This is a genomic window from Actinoalloteichus hoggarensis (assembly GCF_002234535.1).
Lineage (GTDB): Bacteria > Actinomycetota > Actinomycetes > Mycobacteriales > Pseudonocardiaceae > Actinoalloteichus_A > Actinoalloteichus_A hoggarensis.
In genome coordinates, this window is sequence record NZ_CP022521.1 from 3,067,076 (window position 1) to 3,090,282 (window position 23,207).

The 23,207-nt window shown below is 71.5% G+C and carries 17 protein-coding genes; 12 read left to right on the forward strand and 5 right to left on the reverse strand.

Annotated elements, in window-relative coordinates; translation table 11 throughout:
* Positions 1 to 64: 64 nt before the first annotated feature.
* Complete coding sequence (locus AHOG_RS13505; protein WP_245856740.1) at positions 65 to 1,033, forward strand: dioxygenase family protein; 969 nt, start codon at positions 65 to 67, stop codon at positions 1,031 to 1,033.
* Positions 1,034 to 1,178: 145 nt separating this feature from the next.
* The gene (locus AHOG_RS13510; protein WP_093941671.1) at positions 1,179 to 1,820 is read left to right on the forward strand and encodes a GNAT family N-acetyltransferase; all 642 of its coding nucleotides are present in this window, start codon (positions 1,179 to 1,181) and stop codon (positions 1,818 to 1,820) included.
* A gap of 231 nt (positions 1,821 to 2,051) precedes the next feature.
* On the opposite strand, the gene AHOG_RS13515 is transcribed toward AHOG_RS13510, so the two are convergent.
* The gene (locus AHOG_RS13515; RefSeq protein WP_093941672.1) at positions 2,052 to 2,756 is read right to left on the reverse strand and encodes a lytic polysaccharide monooxygenase auxiliary activity family 9 protein; all 705 of its coding nucleotides are present in this window, start codon (positions 2,754 to 2,756) and stop codon (positions 2,052 to 2,054) included.
* A 334-nt stretch (positions 2,757 to 3,090) separates the two neighbouring features.
* Here AHOG_RS13515 and AHOG_RS13520 point away from each other — a divergent pair, with 334 nt between their 5' ends.
* Complete coding sequence (locus AHOG_RS13520; RefSeq protein ID WP_093941673.1) at positions 3,091 to 4,056, forward strand: zinc-binding dehydrogenase; 966 nt, start codon at positions 3,091 to 3,093, stop codon at positions 4,054 to 4,056.
* A 238-nt stretch (positions 4,057 to 4,294) separates the two neighbouring features.
* Here the strand turns inward: AHOG_RS13520 and AHOG_RS13525 are convergent, their stop codons facing one another.
* Entirely contained in the window at positions 4,295 to 5,569 is a 1,275-nt protein-coding gene (locus AHOG_RS13525; protein WP_093941674.1) for a cytochrome P450 family protein, read from the reverse strand.
* A gap of 1,153 nt (positions 5,570 to 6,722) precedes the next feature.
* On the opposite strand from AHOG_RS13525, the gene AHOG_RS13530 reads away from it, so the two are divergent.
* The gene (locus AHOG_RS13530; RefSeq protein WP_093941675.1) at positions 6,723 to 7,964 is read left to right on the forward strand and encodes an MFS transporter; all 1,242 of its coding nucleotides are present in this window, start codon (positions 6,723 to 6,725) and stop codon (positions 7,962 to 7,964) included.
* A gap of 131 nt (positions 7,965 to 8,095) precedes the next feature.
* Here the strand turns inward: AHOG_RS13530 and AHOG_RS13535 are convergent, their stop codons facing one another.
* Positions 8,096 to 9,100 (reverse strand): small ribosomal subunit Rsm22 family protein, encoded by a 1,005-nt coding sequence (locus tag AHOG_RS13535; protein WP_093941676.1) that lies wholly within the window; start codon positions 9,098 to 9,100, stop codon positions 8,096 to 8,098.
* Between the two features lie 384 nt (positions 9,101 to 9,484).
* Here AHOG_RS13535 and gad point away from each other — a divergent pair, with 384 nt between their 5' ends.
* The 4 genes from gad to AHOG_RS13560 all read left to right on the forward strand — a co-directional run bounded on the left by gad (position 9,485) and on the right by AHOG_RS13560 (position 15,435).
* A complete protein-coding gene (gene gad / locus AHOG_RS13540; protein ID WP_093941677.1) occupies positions 9,485 to 10,861 on the forward strand; it encodes a glutamate decarboxylase in 1,377 nt (458 codons plus the stop codon).
* A gap of 386 nt (positions 10,862 to 11,247) precedes the next feature.
* On the forward strand, positions 11,248 to 12,177 hold the full coding sequence (locus tag AHOG_RS13545; protein WP_093941678.1) for an AEC family transporter: 930 nt from the start codon (positions 11,248 to 11,250) through the stop codon (positions 12,175 to 12,177).
* 760 nt (positions 12,178 to 12,937) lie between these two features.
* Positions 12,938 to 14,044 (forward strand): glycoside hydrolase family 43 protein, encoded by a 1,107-nt coding sequence (locus AHOG_RS13555; RefSeq protein ID WP_157736803.1) that lies wholly within the window; start codon positions 12,938 to 12,940, stop codon positions 14,042 to 14,044.
* 173 nt (positions 14,045 to 14,217) lie between these two features.
* A complete protein-coding gene (locus AHOG_RS13560; protein ID WP_093941680.1) occupies positions 14,218 to 15,435 on the forward strand; it encodes a hypothetical protein in 1,218 nt (405 codons plus the stop codon).
* A 193-nt stretch (positions 15,436 to 15,628) separates the two neighbouring features.
* On the opposite strand, the gene AHOG_RS13565 is transcribed toward AHOG_RS13560, so the two are convergent.
* Positions 15,629 to 16,192 carry a DinB family protein gene (locus tag AHOG_RS13565; RefSeq protein WP_093941681.1) on the reverse strand — a complete coding sequence of 188 codons (564 nt, stop codon included), beginning with the start codon at positions 16,190 to 16,192 and terminating at the stop codon, positions 15,629 to 15,631.
* Between the two features lie 386 nt (positions 16,193 to 16,578).
* Between AHOG_RS13565 and AHOG_RS13570 the strand changes: the two genes are divergently transcribed.
* Positions 16,579 to 18,504 (forward strand): glycoside hydrolase family 84 protein, encoded by a 1,926-nt coding sequence (locus AHOG_RS13570; RefSeq protein ID WP_184451105.1) that lies wholly within the window; start codon positions 16,579 to 16,581, stop codon positions 18,502 to 18,504.
* Positions 18,505 to 19,261: 757 nt separating this feature from the next.
* Here AHOG_RS13570 and AHOG_RS13575 read toward each other — a convergent pair.
* The gene (locus AHOG_RS13575) at positions 19,262 to 19,597 is read right to left on the reverse strand and encodes a nuclear transport factor 2 family protein (protein WP_157736804.1); all 336 of its coding nucleotides are present in this window, start codon (positions 19,595 to 19,597) and stop codon (positions 19,262 to 19,264) included.
* 15 nt (positions 19,598 to 19,612) lie between these two features.
* Here AHOG_RS13575 and AHOG_RS13580 point away from each other — a divergent pair, with 15 nt between their 5' ends.
* From AHOG_RS13580 to AHOG_RS13590, 3 genes are all read left to right on the forward strand, one after another.
* The gene (locus tag AHOG_RS13580; RefSeq protein WP_157736805.1) at positions 19,613 to 20,155 is read left to right on the forward strand and encodes a TetR/AcrR family transcriptional regulator; all 543 of its coding nucleotides are present in this window, start codon (positions 19,613 to 19,615) and stop codon (positions 20,153 to 20,155) included.
* A gap of 220 nt (positions 20,156 to 20,375) precedes the next feature.
* Complete coding sequence (locus AHOG_RS13585; protein ID WP_245856741.1) at positions 20,376 to 21,614, forward strand: FAD-binding protein; 1,239 nt, start codon at positions 20,376 to 20,378, stop codon at positions 21,612 to 21,614.
* 671 nt (positions 21,615 to 22,285) lie between these two features.
* Positions 22,286 to 23,107: a serine hydrolase domain-containing protein gene (locus tag AHOG_RS13590; RefSeq protein ID WP_093944436.1), complete on the forward strand. Its 822-nt coding sequence runs from the start codon at positions 22,286 to 22,288 to the stop codon at positions 23,105 to 23,107.
* The last annotated feature ends 100 nt before the right edge of the window (positions 23,108 to 23,207 follow it).

The following is a 23,207-nucleotide window of genomic DNA, read 5'->3' on the forward strand; positions in this document are numbered from 1 at the left end:
GCCTGGTCGAGTCTCATTCGATTCCCGCCGACATGTTCCTTGAAGCTTCAATATAATCTGTGTCGTGCCCGTTCGCACACGACTCGGCAGGCCGTCCGGGCATCGTCGTCGAGCCGCCGCGGGCATCCTCTGCGAGGAAGGACAGACACGCATGAGCTCGATCTTCGACCCGCAGGTGCCCGCAGGCGCCTTCGACGACTTCCTTCTCGACGCGCTGCCCGCCGCCAGGGCACACCGCCGCTGGACCGAGCAGGACGGACCGCTGCCCGCCCTCTACCTCAGTCACGGGGCGCCGCCGCTCTTCGACGACGGGCCGTGGATGCGGCAGCTGCTCGCGTGGTCGCTCTCGCTGCCCAAGCCGCGCAGCATCCTGATCGTCAGTGCGCACTGGGAGGAGGCGCCGCTCAGCCTGTCCGCCACGGCCGCGCGCACCCCGCTCGTCTACGACTTCGGAGGGTTCGCCCGTCGGTACTACGAGATGACCTACCCGACGCCGGACGCGGGCGCGCTGGCGGACCGGGTCGCCGCCGCGATGTCGGACACGGAGCCGGTGCACCGGCATCGCGGTCGGGGCCTGGACCACGGGGCGTGGGTGCCGCTGAAGGTGATGTACCCGCTGGCCGACGTGCCGGTTCTTCAGCTCAGCATCCCCACCCACGACCCGGATCGGCTGCTCGACATCGGGCGGCGACTGCGGGCGCTGCGCGCCGAGGGCGTGCTGGTGGTCGGCTCCGGCTTCATGACGCACGGCCTGCCCCACCTGACCAGGGAGATCATCACGCAAGGCCTGGTCCCCGGCTGGTCGGCCGACTTCGACGCCTGGGCCGCCGACGCGCTGGCCAGGGGTGACGTCGAGACCCTGGCCGCCTATCGCTCGGCCGCGCCCGGCATGCCGTTCGCGCACCCGACCGTCGACCACTACATCCCGCTCTTCGTGACGCTCGGCGCGTCCGACGACCCGGGCAGGCCCGTGACCACCACCATCGACGGCTACATGATGGGGCTCTCCAAGCGGTCCTTCCAAGTCGCCTGATCCCGCCCCCGAACCGGTCCGAACCGGCCCGACACGGACCTCCGTCGGCTTACAGTCGGCTGATGCAGACTGCCGTCGGTCCGTCGCCGGGGGAGCGGAGCCCCCTCCGCCCGGCCTGTTCCGCGCGTCCGGGCGTCGACCCGTCATGACCGGCGACTCGACACACGGGCCCCCGGCCGTGCCCGGTGGCCGCGCCGAAGCGATCCTGCGGACCGAGCGGATGGTGCTGCGGCGCCTCACCGAGGCGGACGTCGACCTGCTGGTCGAACTCGACGCCGACCCGGCGGTGATGCGCTTCCTCACCGGCGGCCGACCCACTCCGCGAGACGTCGTCCGCGGACGGATCCTGCCCGCGATGCTGACGGCGTCCGACCGAGGAGACGTCCTCGGCTACTGGGCGGCCTTCACACACACGGCGGACGACTCCCGGATCGACGGCGAGTTCCTCGGCTGGTTCGAGCTGCGGGCGACCGATGTCGTGGGCGAGGCGGAGCTGGGCTATCGCCTGCGTCGTCGGGCCTGGGGCGTCGGCCATGCCACCGAGGGGGCGGCGGCGCTGATCCGGCTGGGCTTCGAACGCGCCGGACTGCGCCGCGTCTTCGCCACGACGATGGCGGTCAACCTCGCCTCCCGACGTGTGCTGGCCAAGGCAGGCCTGACCCTGTTCCGGACCTTCCACGAGGACTTCGACGATCCGATCGACGGTGCCGAGCACGGTGAGGTCGAATATGCCCTGACCAGGTCGGACTGGGAGCGGTACGGCGGTGCGGGCCACGTCGACCGGTGACGGCTCGCCTCATCGGGTCGCAGGGGGACTCCGTGCGGGAGCGCCCAGGCGTCGCCCGCTGCCCGCACCGGGGACCTGGTCCTCGCGGCCGGAGGACTCGCTCGAGCCTGCACGCGCCCGGCCGCCGAACCGGCTCCGACGGCGACGTGCGGGGGCCGGGTCCGGCGACCGAGGGGACGTCCGCCACCGCACCCCGTCGATCCGGCGGCGGTGGCGGTGGCGGTCGGGCGACTAGCGGAAGATCACGTCGCTGCACCCGTAGAACGTCTGATCGAAGTGGCCGGCCTGCCAGATCATGTAGACGATGTGTCGGCCGGAGCGCCCGGGAGCGTTCACCTCGATGTCCACCGAGACACCGCCGAGTGAGGGCTCACCGCTGGGCGTCCCCTCGCCGGGAGCGACCCGACCGGTCTCGCCGGCGAGTTCGAGATCGTCCCATCCGAGTTCGTCGGTCAGCGGATCGAAGCCCTGCCGCGTCACATAGATCCGGTAGTAGTCGGCGCCGTGCAGCGCCTGATCGTGGACGGTCGCGGTGAAGCTGGTGCCCACCTCGACGGCCCTCCAGGGCCCCGGCTCGTCCAATGCGGCGTAGCGGGTGCCGCCCGTGCGACCCGCGCTGCACAGCGTCCCATCGGGAATGGCGCCCTGGTGATCGCCGCCGACCCCTTCTCGATAAAGACCGTTCCAGTTCCACATGGCGTTCGTGTCGGCCTGCCAGGCCTGATAGCACATGGGGTCCTGGGTTGCCATGTCGGGATTCTGGAAATCGTGTCCCCAGCGTTGCCAACAGCCGTAGTTCCGGGACGGCGGATCGATCGTCGAGCCGTGTCCGAAGGCGGAGCCCGCCCACAACGTCGACAGGAACAGCACCACGACGCCCGCGACGGCCAGCACCTTCACGGCGGCGGCTCGGGGCAGCAGAGTATGGGTGGACATGTCATCCCCACATCGTCGGAGGAATTGTCCCCACCCAGCATAGGGTCCTGCCCTCGATTCATGAATGCGCCGTCCGGAGCAAATCGGCCGATGATCGACCGAGGCTGCATTCGATTCGCGAAGATTATCTCCGCGTCGCAGAATAGGAGATGTGAATGAATGTGTTCGTCGTCGTCGACGGCGGCCGGCGGATTCGACGCGCGTCCGTCGAACGAGCGCCCACGCGGCCGGCGGCGACTCCTCCCCGGCCGGACCGGGTGGCCTCCTTGACCTCAACTCCTCTTGAGGTCGCAGGATCTCCTGATCGGTGCTCACGACGGACAGGGACTCGGGAATGCGCGCGGTGTGGTTACGGGAATGGGGCGGTCCGGAGGTCCTCGTGGCGGGTCGGGCGCCCGACCCGACGGCGGGTCCCGGGCAGGTCGTGATCGCGGTGGCCTTCGCAGGCATCACGTTCGTGGAGACGCAGTTCCGCGCGGGCCGCGGACCGCGCAGGGCCGAGCCCGCCACACTGCCGCTGATTCCCGGCAACGGGGTGAGCGGGGTGGTGACCTCGGTCGGACCGGACGTCGAGCCCGGGTGGATCGGCAGGCGGGTCGTCGCGAGCGCGGGGGGACAGGGCGGCTACGCCGAGCAGGCGGCCGTCGACGCCGCGGCCCTGTTCGCGGTGCCCGAGTCGGTGGCGCTGGACGACGCGGTGGCGCTGCTGGCCGACGGCCGCACCGCGAACTGGCTGATCGACGCCGCCCGGCCCCGGCCGGGAGAGCGCGTGCTCGTCGAGGCGGCGGCGGGCGGCGTCGGCACGCTCCTCGTGCAACTGGCGAGCGCGGCGGGCGCGGGCGTGGTGGCGGCGGCGGGCGGACCGGCCAAGACCGAGCAGGCCGCCCGGCTCGGCGCGCGGACGGTCGTCGACTACCTGGAGCCCGAGTGGCCGGAACGGGTGCGGGCCGAGGTCGGTGGTGTGGACGTCGTGTTCGACGGGGTCGGCGGCGACATCGGCCGGGCGGCCTTCACGCTGCTCGGCGAGGGCGGCCGGATGATCAGCCACGGGCTCGCCTCCGGTGAGTGGGCGGGGATCTCCGAGGAGTCCGCCGTCGCGCGAGGCGTGCGGCTGGTGCGGCCGACCATGACTCCGGCGTCGGTGCGCCGCTTCACCGAACAGGCCCTGGCTCAGGCCGAAGCCGGAACCCTGCGGCCGATCATCGGACAGCGATTCCCGCTCGCCGAGGCCGCCGCCGCCCACGCGGCGATCGAGGCGCGGGCGACGGTGGGCAAGACTCTGCTGGAGGTCCGCCGCTGATCCCGTTGCCCGCCCGCCGGCGTCACCCACGGGGCTGCCAAACTCGACGGCCGAGGCCATGATCGACGACCGCGCTGACACGCCTGAACGACCACGAGCGTCCTCGGGCACGGGCCGCGCCTCGGTGTGCGCCATCGTGGCGAACCTGGCGGGGTGTCGAGACCGGAGCCGTCCGATCCGGCGCGCAGGGCATGGCGTGCGGTGATGGTCGCCGGTTGGTCGGCGACCACCACCGCGATCAGAGCGTCACCGGCAACGCCGTCAACCGCAGCGCACCCGGTGCCATCGGTCGCTCCAGCTCGGCCGGGTCGACGGCGAGCGCGAGTGCGGGAAACCTCCCCGCCAGCGCGACGAAGGCCACCTCGCCCTCCTGACGGGCGAGCGCGGCCCCGAGGCAGTAGTGCGGCCCGTGCGCGAAGGCGAGGTGGGTCTCGCGCCTGCCGCGCTCCGCCGTCCTGGTGATGTCGAGCCGATCGGCCCCGGGGAACATCCGCGGATCATGGTTGGCTCCGACGAGCATGGGCATCACCGCCTCGCCTCGACGGACCACGGTGCCGGCGAGCTTCAGGTCCTCGGTGGCGTACCGCATCCGGGCCGCCAGCGCCGGGCCGCACCACCGCAGCAGCTCGTGCACCGCGCGCGGGGCGATCGTCGGGTCCGAGCGCAGCAGGGCGTACTGCTCGGGATGGGTGAGCAGTGCGGCGGTGCCGTTGGCGATCAGGTGAGCCGTCGTCTCGTGTCCGGCGATGATCAGGCTGAGGATCAGGGAGACCATCTCCACGTCGCTCAACCGGTCTCCGTCGGCGTCCTGCGCGTGGATCAGAGCCGAGATCAGGTCGTCCTCGGGCGCGTCGCGTCGCAGGGCGATCAGTGCTCGCGTCCAGTCGATCATCTCCAGCAGCGCCGCGCCGAACTCCGGGCCGCTGCCCGTCACGAGCAGCTCGCTCCAGCGACGCCACCGGGACCGGTCAGCCGCGGGAATGCCGACCAGTTCGCAGATCACGATGATCGGCAGCGGATAGGCGAAGTGGGTGAGCAGGTCCACGACGCCGTCCTCGGAGTCTCGCGCGGTCTCGACGAGTCGGTCGAGCAGCTCCTCGGTGATCTCCTCCACCCGCGGCCGCAGTGCGGCGACGCGGCGGGCGGTGAAGCCGCGGGAGACGAGCGCGCGCAGCCGAGCGTGATCGGCCCCGTCGGTGTCGGTGAGTCCCGCACGCAGGTACGGCAGACACTCCGGGGGGACGCCGCGTGCTCGCAGTTGCAGCTCCATGGGGTCCGGGCCGCCGTCCGGCGATGGCGGGACGGCCATCACGAAGCGCGGGTCGTTCAAGACGAGCCGGACGTCGGCATACCGCGTGGCGAGGTGCATCGGGCCGAGACCGGGCACATCCGCCCAGGCCAGTGGTGCCTGCTCCCGGATCCGGGAGTAGCCGCTCACCGGGTCGCGCAGCAGTTCGGGATCGAGGATGTCGACGGCGCCGCCTGCGGCCGTGTTCGGATCGATGACGGGCATGGTTCGAGCTCCCTGTGGGTGATACGAGCGATGACTTATGCCTTAAGCATATGCTGTCATCATCTGGAATTTCGGACGGCGGAGGGTCTGAGTGCTTCCCGCCGGCCCTGGCGGGCATGCCGCGCGCCTCGTCCGAACGAGCCCGAGAAGCGGTCGTGAAGAGACTGCCCCATACCAGCGCGGTGGTGCGGAGCCTGTCGAGCAGCTCGGCGGCGGGGGACCCTCGCGGCGGCGGGAACGAGGAGGCGGCCCCGCCGACCGCCTCACCACGATCGTCCGCGAGGACGCCCGCGGAGCACGAACACGCCCCGTCCGGCTCCCGCTCGCCCCGACGAAGGCCCGACTCGACCTGCTCGGGCAGGTTCGTCCGCGTGGGCCGTACACGCGCGTCGTCGAGACGCGCCACGAGATCGTGACCCGGCCCGGGAGTCGCGGCGGCCCGGACGGTGGGCGGTGCGGAGTCGGGCGGCGGCATCCGGCGACCGGGCGCTCGATCTCGCCGGCAGGACAGAAGCGGGTCTCGGGCCCGCCGTGTCGACCGACGGCCGCCGATGTCGGATCGCCGCGACCGGGTCGGCGGGAGGCAGGCGGCCCCGACTGCTGTGTATCGCAGACGCCGAGGAACGGTCGTCAGGGCGCCGGCGTCGCCGAGATCGATCCCGCCGCCGGGCGACACGGGCTGCGGTGCGCCGCCGTCCGGCGGTGGCCTCCAACGTGGTGGCCTGCCGCGTCACCCGCGTGGGGTCGATCATGGTGTCGCGCGAGAAGGCCGCGGCCACCACACCGCCTCGCCGGGTTCGACGGTGACCGTGCGGGACCGAGGCCCTCGGGACCGTTCCCCCGGGTACGGCCACGTCCGTCATCGGTTCACCGTGTTCGTCGAGCGCACCCGCACCGTCGGGCAGCCCCTCTCGATCGGTTCGCCGCCGCGGTGCCGCCGGAGGGGACGCATGCCGCGGCACGCTTCGCACCACCTGCGCCGACCTGCCATGTGCACGGATCGAACGGCGTGGGCCGGCGTCGCGTGAGGCGAATCTCCTGGGCAGCCGGTCGCCGCCGCGGCTAGGGTGCGGGGTGCTGATCGGTGACAGTGCTGTGCGGATCGCTCGTCGAACCCCTCGAAGCCGCAACCGATCCGTGGAGGAACGCCGCCATGACGCCGCCCGCCTACTCCGGGGCGACCTCGAACCGAGATCGCCGGGCTGCCACCAAGGCCTTGGCCGCCTTGGCGCTGGGCGGCTTCGGAATCGGGGTCACCGAATTCGCGACGATGGGCCTGGTCCCGCAGATCGCCGCCTCCTTCGACGTCTCGATCCCGGCGACCGGGCACGCCATCACCTTCTACGCGCTCGGTGTCGTCGTGGGAGCGCCGCTGATCGTCAGTCTGGCGGCTCGCCTGCCCCGTAAGGGACTGATGATCGGGCTGATGGTCGCGCTCGCCGCAGGCAACGCGCTGTCGGCGGTGGCGCCGAGCGCCGGACTGCTCGTGGCCGCCCGGTTCCTGGCGGGCCTGCCACACGGCGCGTACTTCGGCATCGCCGCCGTCGTGGCGGCGGCCCTCGTCCCGCCGGGCCGACGCGGCAGGGCGGTCGCCAAGATCATGATCGGCCTGACCGTCGCCAACCTCGGCGGGGTCCCGATCGCGACGGCGGTGGGACAGCAGGCGGGCTGGCGCAGCGCCTACTGGGCGGTGACGGTGATCGCGGTGATCACGGCGCTGGCGGTGCACCGTCACGTGCCGAGGATCGCCGCGACGCGTGACGCGGGCGTCCTCGGCGAACTGCGTGCCTTCGGCAGGATTCAGGTGTGGTTCGCGCTGTTCACGGGGATGATCGGCTTCGGCGGCATGTTCGCCGTCTACTCGTACATCTCGCCGACCACCACCGAGGTCACCGGCCTGCCCGAGTCCGCGGTGCCGTGGATGCTCGCGGTCTTCGGGCTCGGACAGACCGTGGGCGCCCTCGTCGGCGGTCGCTTCGTGGACCGATCCGTGCCGGGGTCCGTCATCGGCTCGCTGATCGCATCCGCACTCGTGTTGGCTCTGTTCGGTCTCACGGCCACCCTGCCGGTGCCCGCCGTCGCCTCGGTGTTCCTGATCGGTTTCACCTCCCAGGTGCTGGCGGGCGCGCTCCAGGTGCATCTCATGGACGCCTCGCCCGACGCGCCGTCGCTGGCCTCGGCCTCGAACCACTCGGCGCTCAACATCGCCAACGCCGCCGGGGCGTGGCTCGGCGGCCTGGCCATCACGGCGGGATGGGGCTACGCGTCCACGGCGTGGGTCGGCGTGGCCTTGAGCCTGACCGGCCTGGCCGTGGCACTGATCTCCGTGGCGGTCTTCCGGGTGAGCCGTCGTCGATCATCCTCCCCGGTGACGGTCGGCCGTTCGCGAGACTGACCTCCCTGCGCCGCCAGGACGGTCGTCGGCTCGTCGGACGGACCGGGCCGGTCGGTGCGCGTTCGGGCGGAGTCGGATCGGCCCGGCTCGGTGCTGGTCCGGCTGGAGCCGCCGTCTGCGGGCGGGCCGGATCAATCGAGGTCGATCAGGTCGTCGTCGGCGGGCGGCCACTCACCGCCCCAGCGCACGTCCCGGGCCGCCCTGTACCGAGCTCCCTGCCGTCGGGAGACCGTGACGTCCGCCAGCGTCCCGTCGTCCGAACAGAGCCGCAGGGCCACCTGTCCTCGGGGCTTGCGGGGATGCCGCAGAACTCGCCCGGCGGCCCGCCGCCAGTCGTGCGGCGAGGCGACGATGTAGGAGAACTTCTCGTCCTCGAAGCTCAGCGCGCCGTCCTTGAGATGGCGGTGGGCCGAGCTGCGGGGCAGCCGCGCCGAGAAGTGGCACCAGTCCCGACCGCGGGGGATGGGGCAGGCGCCCTCGTGCGGGCAGGGCGCGACCAGCCGCAGACCGAGGTCGCGGAGCAGGTCGCGCGCGGCGGCGATGCGCTCGTAGCCGGCAGGCGTGCCCGGTTCGATGATCACCAGCATGCCGGTGCGGCGCGACAGCCATCGCACGACGTCGGCTCTGTCCCGTTCCGCCAGTTCGCCCAGCACATAGGACAGGGTGATCAGATCGGCGGCAGGCGAGTCGACGGAGGTGTCGATGACGCCGTGCGTCCACGTGGACCGCCGGACCGCCGTCGACGCCGCCGACTCGGCGAGGCGGCGGCCGAGGGCGATCGCCGGGGCGGACTGTTCCAGCACGGTGACGTCGGCGAGCGAGGGCCACGCGTCGGCCGCCGCCCAGACGTCGGCTCCGGTGCCGCCCCCGACGTCGACGTGGGTACGGGGCGCGAATCCGGGGGCGACGGTGCTGACCTGGTCGAACACCGAGCGGACCGCCGCATACGTGGCGGGCATCCGATAACAGGCGTAGGCCGCGACGTCCACGTCCGAGCCGAGGATCGGCCGCGCGGGCGGGGTGCCCTCCCGATAGTGACCGATGAGTCGCTCGACCGATCGTCCCAGCACCGGACGGGGAAAGCGCGTCAGCACGCCGTCGAGCGCGGACGTCAGATCGTTCGGGAGTGCCGACATGAGAGACCATTCTGCCGAGCGAGTCGGGCGCAGCCGGTGCAGGCCCCGCGTCGCGGTCGGCACGGCCCGTCGAGTCGCTGCCCGCCGGCGGTTGTCGGCCGCCGGTGTCCGCTGCCTCGAAGACCCTATGACGGCGCACCGACCGCCTCGGGTTCGTCGCGCGAGCCGGCCCCGACCACCGGCGTACCGGACGCGGTCCTGGCCGCGTGCCCGCGTCGGCGTCGACCCGCCGGTCGAGATCGTCGGAGCCGAACTCACCGGAGTCGAACACACCAGCGTCGAAGTCACCGGTATCGAACCCGCACCGCACCGGACGTACCGCGGTCGTGGACACCGGTCGCGATGCCCCCGGCGAGGTGCGGTTCGCGGACTTACGCTCGGGGGATGGTGCTGCATTCGGGCCGTCGCCGGGACCCCGCTCCGCAGGGGGCGGGCAATCCGTTCCACGGCTTGGCCGATCCCGACCCGGGCTCCGAGATCACGCTACCCCACCTGCGTCTGCGGGACGGCCCCCTGCCGCCGGACGCCGCGCTCCAACTCGTACGGGACGAGCTGGAGCTCGACGGCAGCGCCCGACTCAATCTCGCGACGTTCGTGACCACGTGGATGGAACCCCAGGCTCGCGCGCTGATGAACGACTGCGTGGCCAAGAACATGATCGACAAGGACGAGTATCCGCAGACGGCCGAGCTGGAACGCCGCTGTGTGAACATCCTGGCCGACCTGTGGCACGCACCGGAGCCCGCCGATGTCATCGGCTGCTCGACCACCGGCTCCTCGGAGGCCTGCATGCTCGCGGGCATGGCTCTCAAGCGCCGATGGCACGGGCCGGGGCGGCCCAATCTGGTGATGGGCTCGAACGTCCAGATCTGCTGGGAGAAGTTCTGTGAATACTGGGAGGTCGAACCCCGCCTGGTGCCGATGTCGGGGGAGCGCTTCCACCTCACCGCTGAGGAGGCCGTCGCGCGGTGCGACGAGAACACCATCGGCGTCGTCGCCATCCTCGGGTCCACCTTCGACGGCGGTTACGAGCCCGTCGCCGAGATCACCGCGGCGCTGGACGGCCTACGACGACGCACCGGCCTCGACATCCCGGTGCACGTCGACGGGGCCTCCGGCGCCATGATCGCTCCCTTTCTCGATCCGGGACTGACCTGGGACTTCCGGCTGCCGCGAGTGGCGTCGATCAACACCTCCGGCCACAAGTACGGCCTGGTCTACCCCGGAGTGGGCTGGGTGTTGTGGCGGCATCGAGAGCTGTTGCCCGCTGAACTGGTGTTCTCCGTGAACTATCTCGGCGGCGACATGCCGACCTTCGCCCTCAACTTCTCGCGGCCCGGCGCGGAGGTGGCGGCGCAGTACTACACCTTCGCCCGACTGGGCCGGGAGGGATTCCGCGCGGTTCAGCAGGCCGCGAGGGACGTGGCCACTCGGCTGGCGGACCGGATCGAGGAGCTCGGGCCGTTCCGGCTGCTCACCCGAGGCGACGAACTGCCGGTGTTCGCCTTCACCACGAACGAGCGTGCCGAGGGCTTCACGGTCTTCGACGTCTCTCGGCGGCTGCGGGAGCGTGGTTGGCAGGTCCCCGCCTACAGCTTCCCGGCGGAACGACAGGACCTCTCGGTCCTGCGGATCGTCTGCCGCAACGGCTTCACGCAGGATCTCGCCGACCTGTTCTTCGAGGAGCTGCGTCGGGTGCTCGCCGAGCTGCGCTCCGCACCCGACTGCGGGCACGCCACGGAGACGGCCTTCCACCACTGAGCGTCGGCGTGGGGCGGACACCCGCGCCGGCACGACGGCGTGGACGGGAGGTCGCCCGGACAGGGGCAGGTCGCGGTCCAGCCCGGTCGCCCGCTCTCTCGGGCGCCGTCCCGGAACCGAGTCGTCGCCGGCCGCAGACGCGGACCCCGAGAGGTCGGCTTTCGTCGGTGTCGTGGCCGACGTGACCGGCGGCTCGCCGCGGCGGCTTCCGCCTCGGCTCCGCGGCCCGCCAGATTGCCGCCGCGATGTCCGGCAGCGCATGAGGCCGGGGGGGCTGGTCGCACCGGGCCGTGTTCAGCTCACTCAGTGAACGGTTTTCCTGGACGGGACACCCGACTCGGTTTAACGGGGGTCACAGTCCTACGGTGGCATGACGTGACTGTCGCATGAACGGCGTGATCGAGGGCTTCTTCGTCATCGGAGCCGTCATCCTGGTGGGCTATCTCGTCGGGCGGACCGGCGTACTCGGACCGTCGGCCACTCAGGTGCTCTCCAGGACGGCGTTCTTCGTCGCGACTCCCGCGCTCCTCTTCGTCACACTGGCTCATGCCGACGTCGGCGCCGTGCTCTCCTCCGCGCTGCTCGTGACGGGCGTGACCAGCTCTCTGGCCTGTCTGCTCTACATCCCGGTCGGCATGCTGCGGCGCAGGCCCGCCGGTGAGACCGCGATCGGGTCGATGGCCGCGGGTTACGTCAACGCAGGCAACCTCGGCCTGCCGATCGCCGCCTACGCGCTCGGCGACGCGGCGGAGATGGCGCCGATCCTGCTGTTCCAGCTCGGCGTGCTCACGCCGGTCTTCACCACCGTCCTGGACATCCTCTCGGAACGGGCCGAAGGCACGCGGCCGCCGCTGCTGCGCACGATGACCGCGCCGCTGCGGAACCCGATCGCGGTCGCCACCGCCGCGGGGCTGATCGTGTCGGCGACCGGCGTGGTCCCGCCTGCCGCGGTGCTGGCGCCGATCGAGCTGCTGGCGAATCTCGCCGTGCCGGGGATGCTGCTGGCCTTCGGCATCTCGTTGCACGGGGCAGCCCTGCCTGGGCGGTCCAAGGAGACCATCCCGTCGCTGGCTGCCGTGGTGCTGATCAAGAACATCGTCCATCCGCTGCTGGCACTACTGCTGGGGCTGCTGCTGGGGCTGGAGGGCCACGCGCTGCTGGCCGTCGTGGTCTGTGCGGCGCTGCCTTCGGCGCAGAACGTGTTCGGGTATGCCGTGCGTTTCGATCAGGGCGTCACCTTGGCGAGGGAGTCCGCGCTCACCACGACGATCTTGAGCCTGCCCGTGCTGTTCCTGACCGTCGCGCTGCTGGCCTGAGACAGCCGGGAGGGAGAAGGGGCACGGCATCGAGGGGCGTCCCGAAACAGCGAGATAGCGAATTCGATTCGAAATATCGAATAGTGACGTCGCAGGTGATTTTCTACTGGTCGATGAGTAAGGGTGTGGCATCGACTGTTCTCCGCGCTGTACAGGGCGACTGTCAACGGTCGATGCCGATGGTTGACGGATGTTCCCTCTCCTATTACGGTTTCTGGAAGCGCTTTCCGTAGGATCAAAATTCGACATACCGAACGTCAAAGGGAGGCAACGGTGCCTCGGACGTCATGGATGACCCCGCCCCGCGACCGGTGGACGGACGACCCTGTGTCCGGTGTGACTCGGCGCCGCCGCATCCCGGGTCCCGGCCGGATCGGCGGGGCGCCGTCTGGTCCGTGTGCGGCGAGGAGGACCACGGTCCGCGTCGTCGACCCTCGTACGCCCCGGGACCGCGACGGGCCGATCCAACCGGCGGCGCCTGCGACCTCGGCAGGCCGTTCCGTCGCTCACCGCACCGGTTCCGGCGACGACCCCGCGAATCGACCGAGGCACCCGATCCGGTGCGCGGTCCGGATCAGCGGTACGGCACCTGCCCCGAGCTGTCGGTACGGCGGCTCGCGCTCGGGCGGCCTCGGCAGGCCGCCGGAGGCTGTACACGCCGCTCCGCACGGTGTGCGGTAGGCACGACCACGATCACGATTCACAGCCGACGTCGAGCAGCCGGCCCTCGGTGGGCGGACGTCGGCGGAAGGGACCTGTGATGTCCGGTTCGTCAGCGACGACGCGCCGCACACGGCGAGGGCGGGGAGCCGCCGTCGCGGCGGCCGCCGTACTCGCCACCGGAACCGGCGTGCTCGCGCCGGCCGCCCCCGCCACGACGGCGACCGAAGAGCCTTACGCGGGCTACGTCTTCGTGTACTTCACGGGAGAGGACACCGCGGACGGGGAACAGGTCTACCTCGCGGCGAGTCGAGGCGACGATCCGCTCGCCTTCGACGAACTGGGCGGCGGTCGACCGGTGCTGACCTCGGGCCTCGGCGAGCAGGGCGTCCGTGATCCCTTCCTCATCCGATCGCCCGCAGGCGATCGATTCTTCCTGATCGCGACGGACCTCCGGATACACGCCGACGGGGACTGGGACCGCGCCCAACGACACGGCAGCCGGTCGATCATGATCTGGGAGTCCGAGGACCTGGTGACCTGGTCCGATCAACGGATGGTGGAGGTCTCCCCGCCGACGGCGGGCAACACCTGGGCGCCCGAGGCGATCTGGGACCCCGTTCGAGAGGTCTACTTCGTCTTCTGGGCGTCGAAACTCTATTCGGTGGACGACCCGGACCACGTCGGTGACAGCCACCACCGGATGCTCTACGCCACGACGCGAGACTTCGTCGAGTTCAGCGAACCCGCGGTGTGGGTGGACCCAGGACACTCGGTGATCGACTCCACGCTGATCGAACACCATGGCACGTACTACCGGTTCACCAAGGACGAGCGCGACGCGAGCGCGGGCAGCCCGTGCGGGGAGTACCTCGTCGCCGAACGCGCCCAGGACCTTCTCGACCCGGCCTGGGAACTGGTCGCCGAATGCATCGGGCGGCCGACTCCGGACGGCCCCGGCATCGAACGGGGCGAGGGACCGACCGTGTTCAAGTCGAACACCGAGGACAGGTGGTACCTGTTCATCGACGAGTTCGGCGGTCGAGGCTACGTGCCCTTCGAGACCACCGACCTCGCCGAGGGCCGATGGACGATGTCCAGCGGCTACGAGCTGCCTGCTTCGCCCCGACACGGCACGGTCCTGCCGATCACCCGCACCGAGCACGACCGCCTGACGGAGGCCCTGTCCGCAGCGGCCCTCCGGTGACATCACGTGGCGGCGCCGGCAGGCCCGCCGCTCGGCGAGGCCCGTCCCGAGGCCGCGCCTTTCGTCGACATCCGGCCGGACGCCCGGCCGGCCGGATCCACGACGACAGTTCTCCGCCCGATCCGCCGCCCGTCCACGGGTCCTCGGCGGACTCGACACGCGAAGGAGACCCCATGACCAGACCGACGACATCACGCAGGCTGCGCCTTCTCCTCGGTGCCGCCATGGTCGCGACGGCGACTCTCGCAGGCGTGGGCCCGATGCTCACACCGCCCTCGGCCTCGGCCGCCGCACCGGCTTCCGCCGCCGCAGCGGATCCGAGTGGGAACGTCCCCACCCAGTGCGGCGGCGGCTCGTTCCACGCCGAGGCCTACCTGGACGGCGGCAACTGGGTCGCGCGCCGGGCCGGCTCCACCGTCTACACCGGCAACGACATGCGGGCCGCCGTGCAGGCGGCCATCGGCAGCCTCTCCCCGGGACGCACCACCAAGGAGCGCGTCGTGGTGTGGAGTTCCGGAACGATCAGCGCCGGAACCCGGATCTCGCTGCCCAGCTACACGACGCTCGACGTCTGCGGCACCATCCACGTCTCCGGCTCTGGATCGGGCGACCAGGCGCCCGTCTACTCCAGGGGCACCACCGATGTGGAGGTGCAGAACCTGAGCGTCACCGGCTCGCCGTTGTACGGCGTCTTCATGCGTAACGTCACCAACGTCCACCTCCGCCAGATCGACATGCGCCTGTCCGGCGGCCTCGGCATCCGCATCGACAACCGCGGCGACACCAGCGTGCGTAGCAGGAACATCCGGATCGACGACGTCTTCGTCTCCGGGGCAGGCACGCACGCCGTCGAGACCTACGGCGTCGACGGCCTGACCATCGGCACCGTCACGGCCCGTGACACCGGCGGGTCCGGGCTGCTGCTCAACGACACCATCAACGCCACCGTGGGCAGAGTGGACGGCCAGGGCGCCGGGACGGGCACCGGATACGCGGCCTTCCGGATGGCCAACCGGAACGGCTTCGTCAACGGCGGATACCCGACGAACATCCGCGTCGGCGAGGTCGTCGCGCGCGGCGGCGGCCGGGGGATCTTCTGTGTCTCCGAGAGCGGCGGAGCGGTCATCGACCGCGTGGACATCGCCGACACCGGCAACAACGCCATCCTGATCGAGAACTGCCACAACGTGACCATCGCCGCCCAGAGCGGCAGCGTGCGCGGGCCCGGCGACATCCGACTCGCGGCGCGGACCCAGTTCGCCCCCAACTCCGACATCACGATCCAGAACCTGACCGTGACGAACTCCGCCGTCACGGAGAACCCCTGCAACGGCCGCAACATCGTCTTCCGCAACATCACCCGGGTCAACAGCGGATACAACGTCTGCTGATCCGCCCGCCCGGCCTGCCCGGCGGTGCTCGGAACGGCACCGCCGGTGCGCCGTCGGCTCCGTCCCGCCGGGTCCTGACCGGTGTCGACCGGGTCGGACGTCGATCGTGGCCGACGCGCGCGTGGAATCCGGTGGCGCGGGCGCCGCGCATCCCGCGGGCAGTGTCGCCCGTCGTGGAGCGAGGCCGCCCGCGTCACCGCGGCGGACTCGACGAGCCGGCTGCCGCGGGCGCCGCGCCTGCCACCGCCCGCAGCATCCGAAGCTGACCGATCTCGGCGACGTTCTTCATCAGCTCGGTGTTGACCCAGGCGAGCATGTGGGCGACCGTCAACTCCGGACTGTCCGGCCAGGGAAACGGCGCTCGGCCGTCCAGGTCGGCGTCGGTGAGCTCCGCCGAGACGACGGCCCACTCGTCGCGCAGCGCACGCAGCCAGGCGATCGTCGGCTCCCCCGGGCCGGGCCATTCGATCTCGGTGCGTTCCCGCGGCCGTCTGCCCCGAACGTGATCGATCGTCACGCTCCACCACCAGCCCACATGCCAGGTGAGCCACGCGATCGTCAGCGCGGGCACCGGATCGGGCTCGACCTCGGCGAAGTCCGCCACCCACCGGCCGTCCGCTCCACGCCGGACCGTCCAGCAGGGTTGTGCGGGTTCCCAGTCGAAGTCCTCCGAGGTCAGCCGGGTCAGATGGAATTCGGTGAGCGCCCAGGTCAGATCGAACTGCCAGCGCAGCAGCTCGGCTCGGGTCGTCGACATCGGCCGATCCTGTCATCCCCGGCGGGTTCGAGCCGAACCGCTTTCTCCGCCGCGGGTCCGTCCGCCTGTGGCAGCCCGATTCGACCGGTGGCGCCGTCCGCTGAAGTCACCGTCGAATCGCGCGCAGCGGTGCCGGCGACGGTGGTGACGTGGGCGCGGTGACGACGCTGCCCACACGCCGTCCGGTGAAGGACAGGACGGCGCGCCGAACCGTTCGGGGCCGTCCACGGCGCCGATGTCGCGCGGTCGGGCGACGGCCGTCGCCACCGTCGGAACGGGAGCACGGGGCGACCGCATCGAACGAGGCTGAAGGACGTGCTCTTGACCCGGAACGAGCGGCTGTGCTGATCTGGAGTTTGGTCTGGACCAACTCTCCAGGAGGTCCCGTGTTCCCACGTTCGTCTCGTACCGTCGCCCTGTTCGCGCTGCTGTCCGCCTTCGGACTGTCCGCGTCCGCAGCGGCGACGGCGGGTGAGGAGGCCCCCGTGTCCACCGTGCCGATCGTGACTCCGACGCCTCAGCAGATCACGCCCAACGGACGCGACGTCTCCGTGCCGCACACGGTGTCGCTCGTCCTCGGCGCCGACGTCGACCAGCCGACCGAGGACATCGTGCGCGACACCCTCCGGAAGGCCGGAGCCCGTCAGATCCGCACCGATGGTCGCGGCGCGCTGACCGTGGTGGTCGGCGGGATCGACGAGCCGGTGGTCGCCAGGGCCCTGACGGACGCGGGCGGCGAACGGCCCGACGAACTCGTCCCCGAGGGCTATTCGCTGGCGAGCACGGCTCGCGGGCGCGGCGGACTCGTCGCCTTGGCGGGCAACGACGGCGACGGCGTGTACTACGCCGCGCAGACCTTCCGCCAGCTCGGCCTGGACGGGGCGCTCGCGGCCGTGTCCGTCGTCGACCACCCCTCGATGGCCTTACGCGGGAGCATCGAGGGCTTCTACGGCGCTCCGTGGTCCCACGAGGACCGCCTCGATCAGCTGGCCTTCTACGGCGACGTCAAGGCGAACACCTACGTCTACACGCCGAAGGACGACCTCTACCTCCGGGAACGGTGGCGTGAGCCGTACCCGGCCGCGGAACTGGACCAGCTTGAGGAACTCGTCACCGCGGCGACCACCCACCACGTGCAGTTCACCTACGCCCTCTCGCCGGGACTGTCCGTCTGCTACAGCGATCCGGCCGACCTCCGGAGCCTCACCGACAAGCTGGACTCGCTCTATCAGCGCGGCGTCCGCAGCTTCTACGTCGCCTTCGACGACATCGACTACACCGAGTGGAACTGCGCCGGTGATCGGGAGCACTACGGCGAGCCCGGCCGGGAGGCGGCAGGTCGAGCGCAGGCGGAGCTGCTCAACGCCGTCCAACGCGGATATCTCGACACCCTGCCCGACGCCAGGCCGCTGCAGATGGTGCCCACCGAGTACTCCGACGTCGAGGACTCGCCGTACAAGCGAGTCCTGCGCGAGACGCTCGACGAGCGGATCGTCATCCAGTGGACCGGCACCGACGTCGTGCCGTCCTCGATCAGCGTGGCGGACGCGGAACAGGCCGCGCGGGTCTGGGGCCGCAAGGTGTACCTCTGGGACAACTACCCGGTGAACGACTTCGGCCAGACCACGGGCAGGCTGCTTCTCGCGCCCTACGACAAGCGGGAGGCCGGGCTGGACTCGGCGCTCAGCGGCGTGGTGCTCAACCCGATGAACCAGGCGGCCCCGAGCAAGGTCGCGTTGTTCGGCGGTGCGGCATTCGCCTGGAACAGCCGGGGCTACGACGCCGACACCGCCTGGCGGGCGGCCGCCGACTACCTGGCAGCCGGCGACCCGGCCACCACCCGTGCGCTGCTCGCGTTCTTCGACACCTCGCACCTGGCGCCGACCTTCGGGGAGGCGCCGTGGCAGCCGCAGTCGCCCGCGCTGGCCGCCGAGATCGACGCGGTGCGGGGGCAGCCGCACGGTGAGCCGCTCGACCGGCTCCGGGAACGCGCGACGCTGCTGGCCGCCGCGTCGGAGCAGATCCGCGCCGGAGTCGACGATCCGGAGTTCGCCGCGCAGACCAGGCCCTGGCTCGACGCGCTGGCTCTGTGGGGCCGTGCGCTGGAGGCCGCGGTCGACGGCATCGACAAGGCCGAGGACGATCCGGCGGGCGCCGACCGTGCGTTCGCCCACGCGGCGGAACTGGCCGATGAGGCGGCGGCGATCCAGACCATTCCCGGCACGACCCGACCGCAGGGGTCGATCAAGATCGCCGACGGCGTGCTGGACGTCTTCATCGCCGACGCACCGGGGCTCGTCGGCCGGGGCTGAGCGCGCCTTCCCTCGGACCGTACCGGTGCGAGGCCGACGCGTCTCGACGATGAATCCCCGGTTCGGGCGGTCTCCGTGATCGCGCGAGCCGGGGTTCGTCACATTGACCGGACGGCAGCCGTCCGCTGACCACGGACCGGTCCACACCGCCAGACCGCGGCGGCTGGAGACGCCGACGTCCCGGCGAGCGCACGCAGCGGCGTGCGGGCGGTCGCGGTGGAACGCCCGTGTCGGAGATCATCGACCGGTCACTCGGTGCGTCGGCGTCCCGGCGTCCCGGCGGCGGGGCTCATCGTCGCGCGTCGGGCACTGGGCATGGCCGCCGCCGACGGCAGACGAACCTCCTCGACGCGGCCCCCCACCACGGCGTGCCGGCTTCGCCATCGCGGCGTCGCGGACAGGCCGAGCACGGCGCACTGCCCGCGACGCGGCGCGGGAGGGCGAATGTCGTCACGGGCCGTGCCGCCGTGAGGTCGCCGGCCTGGCCTGCCGGATCGGCACGCCTCGATCGTGATGACCGGCCGTGGGCGGCACCGGCCATGCCGACGGGAAGCGCGGGGTTCGCGGAGCCGCCTGCGAGGTGCGGCGTGGTCGTGCCTCCGCGAGCGCCGAACCAGCGGTTCGCTCTACCACGCGACGCGAGTCGCGTGGGCGATCCTGCCGCCCTGTCGACCTCGTCAGCCGCCTTCGGGCCGAGACGGCCCCTGCGTCGCCGCCACACCTGGTCCTCGCGGCGTGGCGGGCCGGGGTTGACGGCTCAGCGGGGTGTCTGCTGGTGGACGAGCAGGCGCCAGTCGCCGTCCCGCCGCAGGTAGGTGCTGGCCAGCGTGGCGGAGTAGGTCGCATCGTCGCGTCGCCCGGTGAAGGTGTAGGCGACGGTGGCGGTATGCACGGTCTCGATCAGCCGTGTGTCGGAGAAGGCCGTCTCGTCCCAACCCGGCGAGGAGTTCATCGCCGCGATGCACTGTGCTCTGTCGAGCACGGCGCCGGGGACGATCACGAGTGCGTCGTCATGGAGGACCTCGGCGTAGTCATCGCCGCTGCCGTGGGCAAGTCGCTTCTCGACCGCAAGCAGCTCGTTCAGCACGCTCATATATACAGTGTACATATGACAGTGGGCCGACCGACTCTCTCTCGACGGCGAGTTCTCACCGAGGCGCTGCGACTGATCGACGCCGAGGGCGCCTCGGCGCTGGGCGTACGGCGCCTGGCCGCGCGGCTGGGCGTCACACCGATGGCGTTGTACAACCACGTGGCCGACCGACAGGATCTCGTCGACGGCGTCGCCGAGATCGTCTTGAGCGAGGCCCGACTCGCCGAGGCCGAGCGATCGCCGTACGAGACGGTCATCGCCCAGGCCCGCGCGCTGTACCGCGCCTACCGCGCGCACCCGAACGCGGTGCCGGTGATTCGGCTCGCCGCGGGCCGAGACGTGGCGACCCTGCATCCCTTTCTGGTCGTGGAGCGTGCCTGCCGGACGTCCGAACCCGCGGTGGATCCCGTCCCGCTCTGGATCTCGGTGAACTCGCTGGCCGCCGGGTTCGCCGAGTACGAGGCCGCCGGGCACGCGATCGGACATGACTTCGAGACGTCGTTCCGGTCGGCGGTGGAGAACGTGGCCAGACCCGCGCTGATCGCGAGTGCGGAGTAGCGGGATCGAGTCGTGGCCGTCGGCGTCCGTCATCGTGCCCGGCATGGACCGGCTCGTCGCGGCCTCGGCAGGCGGACGCGGATCGAGGACCGAGCCTGCTGCCTTTGATCTGCACGCGACCGCGCGACCGCCTGCTCCTTGCCTGGACCGGCGAGCCGTCGCCGTTCCCGCTGGCCTGCGCCTCTCGACCGGCCGCCCGCCACCCGGCACAATCACGGCGGTGACCCTCACCCCGCGCACCAACTGGTCCGGCAGCGTCACCTTCGCCGCCGACCGGGTCTTATCGCCTCGTTCCGTCGACCAGGTCCGGGAGCTGGTGCTCACCTCCCGCTCGGCACATGTGGTGGGCGCGGGACACTCGTTCAACCGGATCGCCGACACCTTCGGGACGTTGATCTCGCTCGACAGCCTGCCGACGGTCTTCGATCTCCGCGCCGACACCGTGCGCGTGGGCGGGGGCATGCGGCTCGCCGAGCTGGCCTCCCGCCTGCACGCCCGCGGCCTGGCGCTGCCCGCGCTGCCTTCCCTGCCGCACATCACCGTGGCGGGCGCCTGCGCCACCGCGACGCACGGCTCCGGTGCGACGATCGGCTCGCTCGCGGGCCTGGTTCGATCACTGGACGTCGTCACGGCCGACGGCTCGGTGCTGCGGTTGGACACGTCGCACGAGGACCTCACGGGCGCGGTGGTGTCCTTCGGCGCGCTGGGTGTCGTCGTGGCGATGGAGCTGGCGGTGTGCCCGACGTTCGACGTGACGCAGCGCGTCTTCCAGGACATGCCGTGGGACGCGGTGACGGCGAACCTCGACGCGGTGCTCACCTGTGCCTACAGCGTCAGCGTCTTCACCACCTGGCAGGGCACCGCCGAAGTCTGGACGAAGGGCCGCACCGACGCTCCGGCCGCGGACCTGAGCTGGACCGGTGCCCGCACGGCGACGACCGCACGGCACCCCGTGCCCGGCCAGCCCGCACACCACTGCACCACGCAGCTGGGGGAGCCCGGACCGTGGCACGAACGGCTGCCGCACTTCCGCGCTGACTTCACCCCCAGTGTGGGAGCGGAACTCCAGTCGGAGTACTTCGTCGCCCGTGAGCACGCCGCCGAGGCGCTGCGGGCGTTGGCCGGGCTGCGCGACGATCTCGCCCCGGTGCTGCTGACCTCGGAGATTCGGACCATCGACGCCGACGAGCACTGGCTGAGCCCGACGTACCGACGTCCGAGCGTGGCGGTGCACTTCACCTGGCGGCCCGACGCCGCAGCGGTGGGGGCGGCCGTGCTGCGCATCGAGGAAGCACTCGCCCCGTGGGCACCGCGCCCGCATTGGGGGAAGCTGTTCGCGGCGTCCCCGGAGGTGCTGCGCGGCCGATACGCGCGGTGGGACGACTTCCGTGCGCTGCTCGAGAAGCACGATCCGACGCGGCGGTTCCGCAACGATCTCCTCGACGGGTGGTTCGGCTGACCGTCGGCCGTTCGCCGAATCAGCGCCCCCAAACGGGCGGCTACCCGCATCGGTGCGCCGAGGGGGCGCGACGCTCGACGGAGACGGCCTGATCCGTTCCCACACACCAGGCGGAGGGCCGTGCGGCGCGTCGCCGGCTCGGGCCCGACGGCACGGACCATGTCGCTCCCTCGCTGCCCGGCGGCGCGGCGGTGCCCGCTACGCGCGTGACGGGCGGGCACGAGGACCGCCTCTGCCTCGGTGGCGAGGACGGCCGGTTCTGACAGAGTCGGCCGCGCTGACGCGATCCCGACCGGATGACCGGCTCGCGACACCGACGGAGCAGGACGTTCCCGCCTCGAACGCCGTCGACGAGGAACCGGTGTCGCGGGTGACCGGCGGCGCCGCGCAGGTGTTCGCCCCGGCGACGACGGAAGACGACCTGTCGGCGGCGCCACATCGAAACGGTGTCGGGTAGGAGGACGCAGGACCAGCGGGGGCCCGCTCCGTCGTGCGGCCGGGCATCCGTCGTCGGCGGGCTCACGCCGAGCCCGCCGATCCGCACGCCGCACCGGGCGGCGGTCCGGAGATCCGGAGATTCCGGAGGGGGAGCGGTCGTGTGGTGCGCACGGCCGTCGGGGGTCGGCCGGTCGAAGCCGATCGGGTCTCGTAGGGTCTGTCGCGTGGAGCAGTTGACGAGCCCGAAGATCGCGGCCGAGTGGCCGGTGGAACACGCGGCGATCGCGGTGGTCGGCGCCGACGGCACGCTGCTGGGGCAACACGGCGACCTCGATCGTGTCTACGCGCTCGCCTCGGTCACCAAACTGCTGACGTCCTACGCGGTGCTGATCGCCGTCGAGGAGGGCGCGGTGGAGTGGGACCGTCCGGCGGGGCCGGCGGGCTCGACGCTGCGGCATCTGATCGCCCACACCTCGGGGCTCGCGTTCGACGGCGGCTCGACCGTCGCCGAGGTCGGTGCCAAGCGGGTCTACTCCAACGGCGGTTTCGATCTGCTCACGGCGACGCTGGAAGAGGCGTCCGGGATCTCCTTCCCGACCTACCTGACCGAGGCGGTGCTGGATCCGCTGGGAATGTCGAACACGAGGCTTGAGGGCAGCCCGGCGGCGGGAGCCGTCGCCAGCGGCGCCGATCTCGTCCGGTTCGCCGCCGAGCTGCAGACACCGCGGCTGATGTCACCCGAGCTGCTGCGCGAGGCGACCACCGTGGCGTTCCCCGACCGGGACGGCGTGCTGCCCGGCTATGGAATGCAGCGTCCCAACGACTGGGGCCTCGGCTTCGAACTCCGCGACGGCAAGGAGCCGCACTGGACCGGGACACTCACCTCTCCGTCGACCTTCGGTCATTTCGGCCAGTCCGGCACGTTCCTCTGGGTGGACCCCGTCCTGAAGGTCTCCTGCATCGCCCTGACCGACCGCGTCTTCGGCCGGTGGGCGGTCCGTGCGTGGTCTGACTTCAACGACGCGTTGGTCGCCGAGCTGCGCGCTCGAATCTGACGGCGGACGAGATGGTCGTGGCGCCGATCGCCACCTCCGATGCCGGGCACCCGATCCGGCTCCGGCGCAGGCGGTGCCGCACCATGTGACCGGCCAGGCG